Below are 7,069 nucleotides of genomic sequence, written 5' to 3' on the forward strand. Positions count from 1 at the left end.
GCGACGTTTCGCCCTAGCGTTCGGACTCGCCTGTCGTCTCCGAGGATTTGAATGCGCCAATATGCGTTCTACAGGCAATATTCTCGAGAGAACTTCTCTAGCTTCGCGCTCCGGATATTCAGGGAAGAATTTCGACCGAGCGGCAGAGAATCGGCTCTCGTGAAGGCTTTGTTTCACAACTCCATTCACGCAGCAGGCATCATCTCGAATGTGTGGCTCGCCCTGCTTTGACCACATTCAGCATTAGGTTGCACTGCTCCTACCTCCGGCCTGATTCATCCGATTAGGCTGAAAATCCAAGTAAGCGTCGCACCGCTGCCGCCACCTGCGCTCCTCACTTTTTCGGAGAAGAAGGTGTCTGTTCGGAGCGATCAACGATGATCACTCTCCTGCGACCATCACATAAAAGGACTAAATTTTTATGAGCACCATTACATTGACTGGAGATTACGCCTACAGCCCCTACAAGGTGACCAATCTCGCTAGCAACACTACCATCGACGCGACAAGCGCCTCGTGGATCGTGGCTAACCAAGGCAGCAAGACCAACACCTATCCGTTCCAAGTTGTAGGCGCGGGAACGGGTCTCACTGTGCTCGGCGGCCATATCAACGGTGAGGTGTCACAGACTGGCGACTGGAGAGAGACTTACATCAACTCCGCCGCCGTGCGCTTTGCCGATACCCCGGGCGCCGTGATCAAGAACTGGTGGATTGACAAGCCGTGGGACGGCATCCGCCCGAACGGCTCCTCGCAGAACTTCCTGATTGAGGACGTCTATATCTCGAATGCTCGAGATGACGCGATCGAGAACGACGACGCACTCACCGGCACTGTCCGCGATAGCCTGTTTGACGGTGTCTTCTCCGGCATATCGACCAGCGACGGCGACTTCAACGGCTCGACCAATACGATGACCATGGATGGCATGCTTCTGCGCATGAAGTCCTACTCGTATGAGGGCGAGATGACTCACGGCTCGCCGTTCAAGCTGGAATACAACTCGAACACTGGCGGTTCCGAGACTAACCCGCATCTGAAGTTCGTGAACAATGTCGTGGCGATTGAGGACATCAACCACATCGGCATGGGCCGATTGGAGCATGCTTGGGAGCGCATGACGGACGACTCCACAGGCAATTATTATCTGAACCTGTCCGATACGCCGTTCCCGGAAGACTATCCACTGCCGACGAAGGGCTGGACGGTCCTGCAGGGGCAAGCCGCACGGGATTACTGGAATAAAGCCAAGTCCGCATGGCTGGACGCCCATGACGGCACCTCGACACAGGCCCCGACCGACACAACTCCGACCACAAGCGAGCCGACCACAACCGAGCCGACGCCCACGCAACCGGTGCCGAGTGATTCGACCGCGATCAATGGTACCTCCAGCTCCGACAAGCTCGTTGGCACCAGCAGCGGTGAAACCATCGACGCTCTCGCAGGGAATGATACCCTCTGGGGCAAGGGTGGAGCGGATATCCTGAAGGGAGGCAGCGGCAAGGACATCTTTGTCTTCGATACAGCACCCGGCAACGGCAATATCGATACCATCACTGATTTCAATGTTGCTGACGACACCATCTATCTGGACAACGCCATCTTCACCAAACTTGGTTCCGGCTCCATGTCGAGTCCCAAGAAGATCTCGTCAGGCTATTTCGAGATCGACGACAGGGCTGAGGAGAGCAACGATTTCCTGCTCTACAACAAGCAGACCGGATCGCTGATGTACGATGCCGATGCAAATAATTCAGGAGCACCGGTTGAGATTGCTAAACTCGCCGCAGGCCTGAGCCTGACCAGTTCCGACATCTATATCATCTAAGGCAATCACGTCTCGGAGCGGTCCCGAATCATATCGGGACCGCTTTTTTGTAAGCGGGTTTGGAGCGTCGTGGGCAGGTTAACCATTTTGTGTCGGTGAGTATCTTAGCTGGCCTTGCAACTCAGTTTTCCTGCTCGGGCACAGCGGCTCCCTAGGTCCGGAGGTACGCTTGTCGGGCAATCTCCATACGTATGTACCTGAACTGGCGAAACATGACTGTTCTGGACCAGCCTCTCTGCGGACGGACACACTCAGAACAGGAAATCCGTACTCGTAAGGGATGCAACCGAAATATTCCATACGTTGATAGTCTGGCCGGAAACCTGAATCCGAGCATCATCAACCAAGCCGTCACGGTCCAGGTCCATCTGTGTTATGACGAGATTCTGGAAGCTCAGTCCGGCATCTAGGGCGAATTTATCGCGCCCGTCTTGATAATCAGTGACTGTATCGACGCCGAATGCGCCTGTGAAAACAAACACGTCGTTTCCTGCGCCGCCGGTGAGTCTGTCATTACCGCCTTGCCCACCATTTAGGCGGTCATCGCCGCCATAGCCCAAGATCACGTCATCACCGGAACCGCCGCTCAGACCTGTGTCCGCCGTCGTAGTGCCTATAAGCGTAACACCGGCTTGAACTACTGTGTTCCCGGCTTGATCTGTGGCTACCGTTGTTATTCCCCGGACAACATCCTTGAGCCACACGGACTTTGCCGACCAAGTGCCATCACTGTTGGCAACACTGCTCGCCAATAGCGTTTGCCCCTCGTAGACTTGCACTATACTGCCTGCCTCAGCCGTTCCGCTGAATGTGGTACCGTCCGCCGCTCTCAAGGCAGCGGTCGTCACAGGCAAGGGAGCGCTTGTGCTGTCAGGGCTGATTGTGATCGCGTATGGGCTGGAGGCTGGACCCAGATTGCCTGCTCCATCTGTTGCCGTCGCGGTGAAGCTGTGGCTCCCTTCGGCAAGAGCAGCCGTTGTGAAAATGAATGTGCCGGCCGTTGCTGTTTCCGTCGCTGTGCCGAGCAAGGTCATGCCGTCATAGATCCTAACCGTCGATCCCGCCTCGGCGGCGATCGTCAGGGTCGGCGTAGTATCGTCGCTGCTGCCTCCATTTGCCACTGGGCCGGTCACGGGCGCTATGTCGTCGTTGACCACCGTAATCGTTGGCGCACTCGGTGGCGTCGTATCCGTGGGCAAGGTGCCAGATTTGAGATGGGCCACGGCTGTTTGCCACCACCCTGCATCGACATACTCATTCGAGATCCAAAATGAGGATGGATCGTTAGGATCGACAATTGCCGAGGAGTAGTCACCCCACCGCTGAACGCTGGCTCCGTTACCTGTGTCGAAATATCCGGTGCTCGCCTTGTACAGGACAGGAGCGCTCCACGGCTGTGCGGAAGAGAGATCCTCGCTGTATACATAATAACAGGCGGGATACATATCCGGACCAGACGCCGTGAAGTTGATAACGGCCGCCCCGGCCTCGTTGACTGCGATCGAGCCGTTGAATGTTGCAACGCCGTCACCGATCGACGCGCCAGATATGTCACCCTGTGCTGCGAGGACAGGTGCGTCGGGATTTCTTGCGTCGATCTTGAACCAGTGTACCAGTGGCACGCTCGAGCCCGGCGGCTTCAACTCGCACACGCCATATACAAACCCGTTGATGTACTGAATGTCCCAAGGACGCTTGTCGCCGGCGTCTAACAGGAGGCTCGTGCCCATCTGCTGGGCCGTATAGGCACCACCTTGATCAATCTTGCCCAAGGATATGATTTTGGTGGCGCCGAAGGTTTTTGTGACTTCGTCATAAGCTTGAAGCGCGACGACAATATTGCCGCCACCGGAATTGTAGGTTGAAGCAAGATAAGTGGTGTTAGTTCCATCGGCAGCGACATTGGAAATGCCCTGTTTGGGGCTTGTCACTTGAGAGGAAATGACCGTCAGCTCGCCTCCATTATAGATCCCGCCCCCTGGCCCGGTCGTAGTACCGATTACGAAGCAGCTGGTTCCTTGGTACCCGGATCCCGAGACATTGTACTGAGGCGCCGTGATGTAGATGTTTGATCCATCCACCGACAGCATTGGCCGGTCCGCCGAAGTTATTTGGCCGTTGATTGAAAGCCACGTGTCCAACGAGGAAAAATACCAGCCATCGCTCGGATTAGAAGTCTTGGAAACGGCAATGTTGATCGTGCTTACGCCTGTTTCGCGAGAGATGTTGCATGTCGTAACAATATATCTGTCGTTGACGCTGTCGTACACGCATTTCGGATCAAATAAGCTCGTGGTTGCGGCAGAACCAAGCGGCTTGAAGAACTGATAGAGCGATACTGTAGTCGCTCCGCCGCCCGACAGATCCGTCCAACAGATCTGCTTGCCCTCAGTCATAACAATATAGTTGTCTCCGACCGCAAGACCGTTGTCTGGGTTGGACGATGAATTCGAGATTCCTGAAAATGAGGTGTCGATCAGCATGGCTACCTCATAAGTGCTATACAACTTCTAAATTGCTTTTAGGCGTGCAAGCTGCGCATGCTGAAGTATTCTTGTGTGCGATATGCTACCTAATCAAGCATTTGATCGCATATTCTAGCATGGCTCGATATCTACGTCAGTGGCCATAGGAGGTAGAACTCACCACGGAACGATATTATCTCTATCGACTTGGGCCACTTCTGCGCGGATTCAGAGGACGAGGCATTCGGTTTGAGCGGGTGACGAACGACTCGTGTCAGCCGGTGTCTCGCAGTTGTTGGCAAGGCTCCACGGATGCTTGGAGGCGGGCATATCTGCACCCGCCTCTACATGCTCCAAACTAGTATGCCGAGCGCATCGTCCAGATCCTCTCGCGCGAATAGGCGTATGCACCACCATTCCACACATTGGATGCCCGTATCGTCGACCTTGGATAGGCCTCCGCGAGCAGGCACAAGATCCAATCACTAAGTCGGTGCACATTGGTATGCAGCGCTTTGGGGTGAGTTAAAGCTGAGCAATGAGCTGGGTAGAACTGATCCACACGGCTGCTTCCTATGCCCTCGTAGCCATCTCGCTTTATGTCATCGGAGCAGTTAGAGGCGCTGGGGAACGCAGGTCGCTCCAGCAGGGACAGGTCGGAATGACTCGCGCACATTGAACGGAAACACATCGAATTCAGCGGCGGGCGTGCCGAATGGGATTGCGCCGATGTCTCGCGAGGAGCGGCTATCCGGCAAGGCGAAGGCCGGAATGGGGTCGATCACTATGCCCGCGCCGATAGCCGGACTCTGCGCGCATAGCATGAAATCAGTGATGGTAAGGACTTCGCTCTCCGGCTCAAGTTGCCAGACAGTACTGGCAGAATCCGCGATTTTCAAATTGAGGCCAGCCAGCCGTGGATCAGTTCCACGGCCCGGAACATCGCCGATCCCATGCGCCTCGATACCCTTAATCCGACTGAGTTGTCGGATCGTATTCGCGTTCCATGCGAGAGGAAGCCCGTCGTTCGGATTGATCTTCCAATACAAATTGCCGTCGACCACCTGGCCTTCGCCGAGGCGGTATCTTCCATTGGTCGGGCCATTGACGGTCATAATAATATTATTCGCAATTCTCGAATTTTCCGGATCCTTCGGTGTGATGTTGACTCCTCGGCCTGTGCTTCCAAGAAGTAGAAGCGTATTGTGATAAATATGCACGTTGCGCGTCATGAAGCGTGTGCCGTCGCTGTTCTTGAACATCTCAAGAAAGCCGAACTTCTGCCCCTTGTCCCAGGCATTGATGCCGGGCGCCCGACTCACGGGGGGATTGCGCAGGAGCGACACCACATTGCGGTAAAACAGAAGGGGCCCGTCGAAGCGGGGGGTATCCTGTCCGGGCGCCAGGGCGGTCAGGCAATTCGCAATGTAGTTGTCGTGGATCGACACCAGTCCGACATTCACCGACCCTTCAATCTCAAAGGCATCGTCGCCACAGTTCTCGAGCCGATTATGATGAACGAAGATCCTGTCCTCATTGGTATTCGTGCTCACCAGATCCTGACCCGACCCGCGGATATGATTGTAGGAAATGTCCCAGTTGTGGGCTCCAGCGTGAAGGTCAATCGCGGTCACGCGCATGAGCAGGGCGGGAAAGGGCGCATTCTTCATGTCGCTCCAGAAGATCCAGTATGGATTGTCGCCATAGATCCGCGAGCGTGTGATTGTCACGTTGTGCACGTTTTCTGCTTCGGCAGTGATTCCTTTCGCGCCATTCCAGACGGTGAGCCCTTCGAAGCGGATATCATGCACGCTTGCGGAAATCTGAATGGTGCGGGTGGCCTGATTAACAGTGAGATCCTTGAAGGTGAGGTACGACCCTGCGACCTCCAGAGTGACACGCGCCATAGATAAAAGAATTGAATAGCGCCGTGGGTCTGGAAAATCGCTAGGGAACACTGGGCCGTAGCGCGCTTCCGCCGCCTTGAGGTCGCTTGTCTTGGCAAGTCTGATATGGATGCGCTCGTCAGAAGAGTCGTAGTAAACGCCCGGACCTGCATAGATGGGAGCCGCCTCGTCCATATATGCGTCGCTTGAGGCGCGAAAATGCTCTGCGCCTTTGTAGGGCACAAGCAGCACACGTTCATTTTCATATCCAGCGATCCCACTGATATATGCGAAAGGTGTGTCGCCCGCCGGAAAGCGGCGAACAGACCTGAACTCGCCGAGATCTCGGTTCACGGGCTCCCAGTCTGCGTTCCCAGGCTCGCGGAATTCGCTCGGGCCTGAATCGATCGTGACATTCTCATTAGGGTAGGAGCGGACCGTGATGGGCGCCTCCTGGGTTCCGTTCGTCGTCACACGCACTGTCTCGAAGTAGGTACCGCCACGAATGAAGAGCACATCGCCGGGCTTCAGCCTCCCAACGGCGTAATTGATGGTTCTGAATGGAGCATCCAGACTTCCAGACTGCGCATTATTGCCTGTGGTGGACACATAATAATCGGTGGCGCCCACCGGTGTCGCCGCAAGCAGCGCGAGGAGTATCAGAAAGCCCAAGGGCATGGCTACAAAGTGGCGTTGATGGGCGACCATCTCACACTCCGTGATACTGCTTGTACCATTGGACGAAGCGGTTGACGCCGTCCTCGAGGGATGTTGAAGGCGCAAAGCCGACGTCGCGGCGCAGGTCCGTCACGTCCGCCCGCGTCTCGAGCACGTCGCCCGGCGGCAGCGCCACCTCCACGCGCTGGGCCTTCCGGCCCAGGGCGGCC

At 55.8% G+C, this 7,069-nt stretch carries 3 protein-coding genes; 1 reads left to right on the forward strand and 2 read right to left on the reverse strand.

Annotation, left to right across the window (positions count from 1 at the left end; all coding sequences use genetic code 11):
• Nucleotides 1–421: 421 nt before the first annotated feature.
• A complete protein-coding gene (locus ACUXUR_RS13875) occupies nucleotides 422–1,831 on the forward strand; it encodes a calcium-binding protein (protein ID WP_445502949.1) in 1,410 nt (469 codons plus the stop codon).
• Between the two features lie 251 nt (nucleotides 1,832–2,082).
• Here ACUXUR_RS13875 and ACUXUR_RS13880 read toward each other — a convergent pair whose 3' ends face one another.
• Both ACUXUR_RS13880 and ACUXUR_RS13885 read right to left on the reverse strand, forming a co-directional pair.
• Nucleotides 2,083–4,314 carry an Ig-like domain-containing protein gene (locus ACUXUR_RS13880; RefSeq protein WP_445502950.1) on the reverse strand — a complete coding sequence of 744 codons (2,232 nt, stop codon included), beginning with the start codon at nucleotides 4,312–4,314 and terminating at the stop codon, nucleotides 2,083–2,085.
• A 596-nt stretch (nucleotides 4,315–4,910) separates the two neighbouring features.
• Nucleotides 4,911–6,890 carry a hypothetical protein gene (locus ACUXUR_RS13885; protein ID WP_445502951.1) on the reverse strand — a complete coding sequence of 660 codons (1,980 nt, stop codon included), beginning with the start codon at nucleotides 6,888–6,890 and terminating at the stop codon, nucleotides 4,911–4,913.
• Nucleotides 6,891–7,069: the final 179 nt, after the last annotated feature.

Source organism: Microvirga medicaginis, from assembly GCF_052658925.1.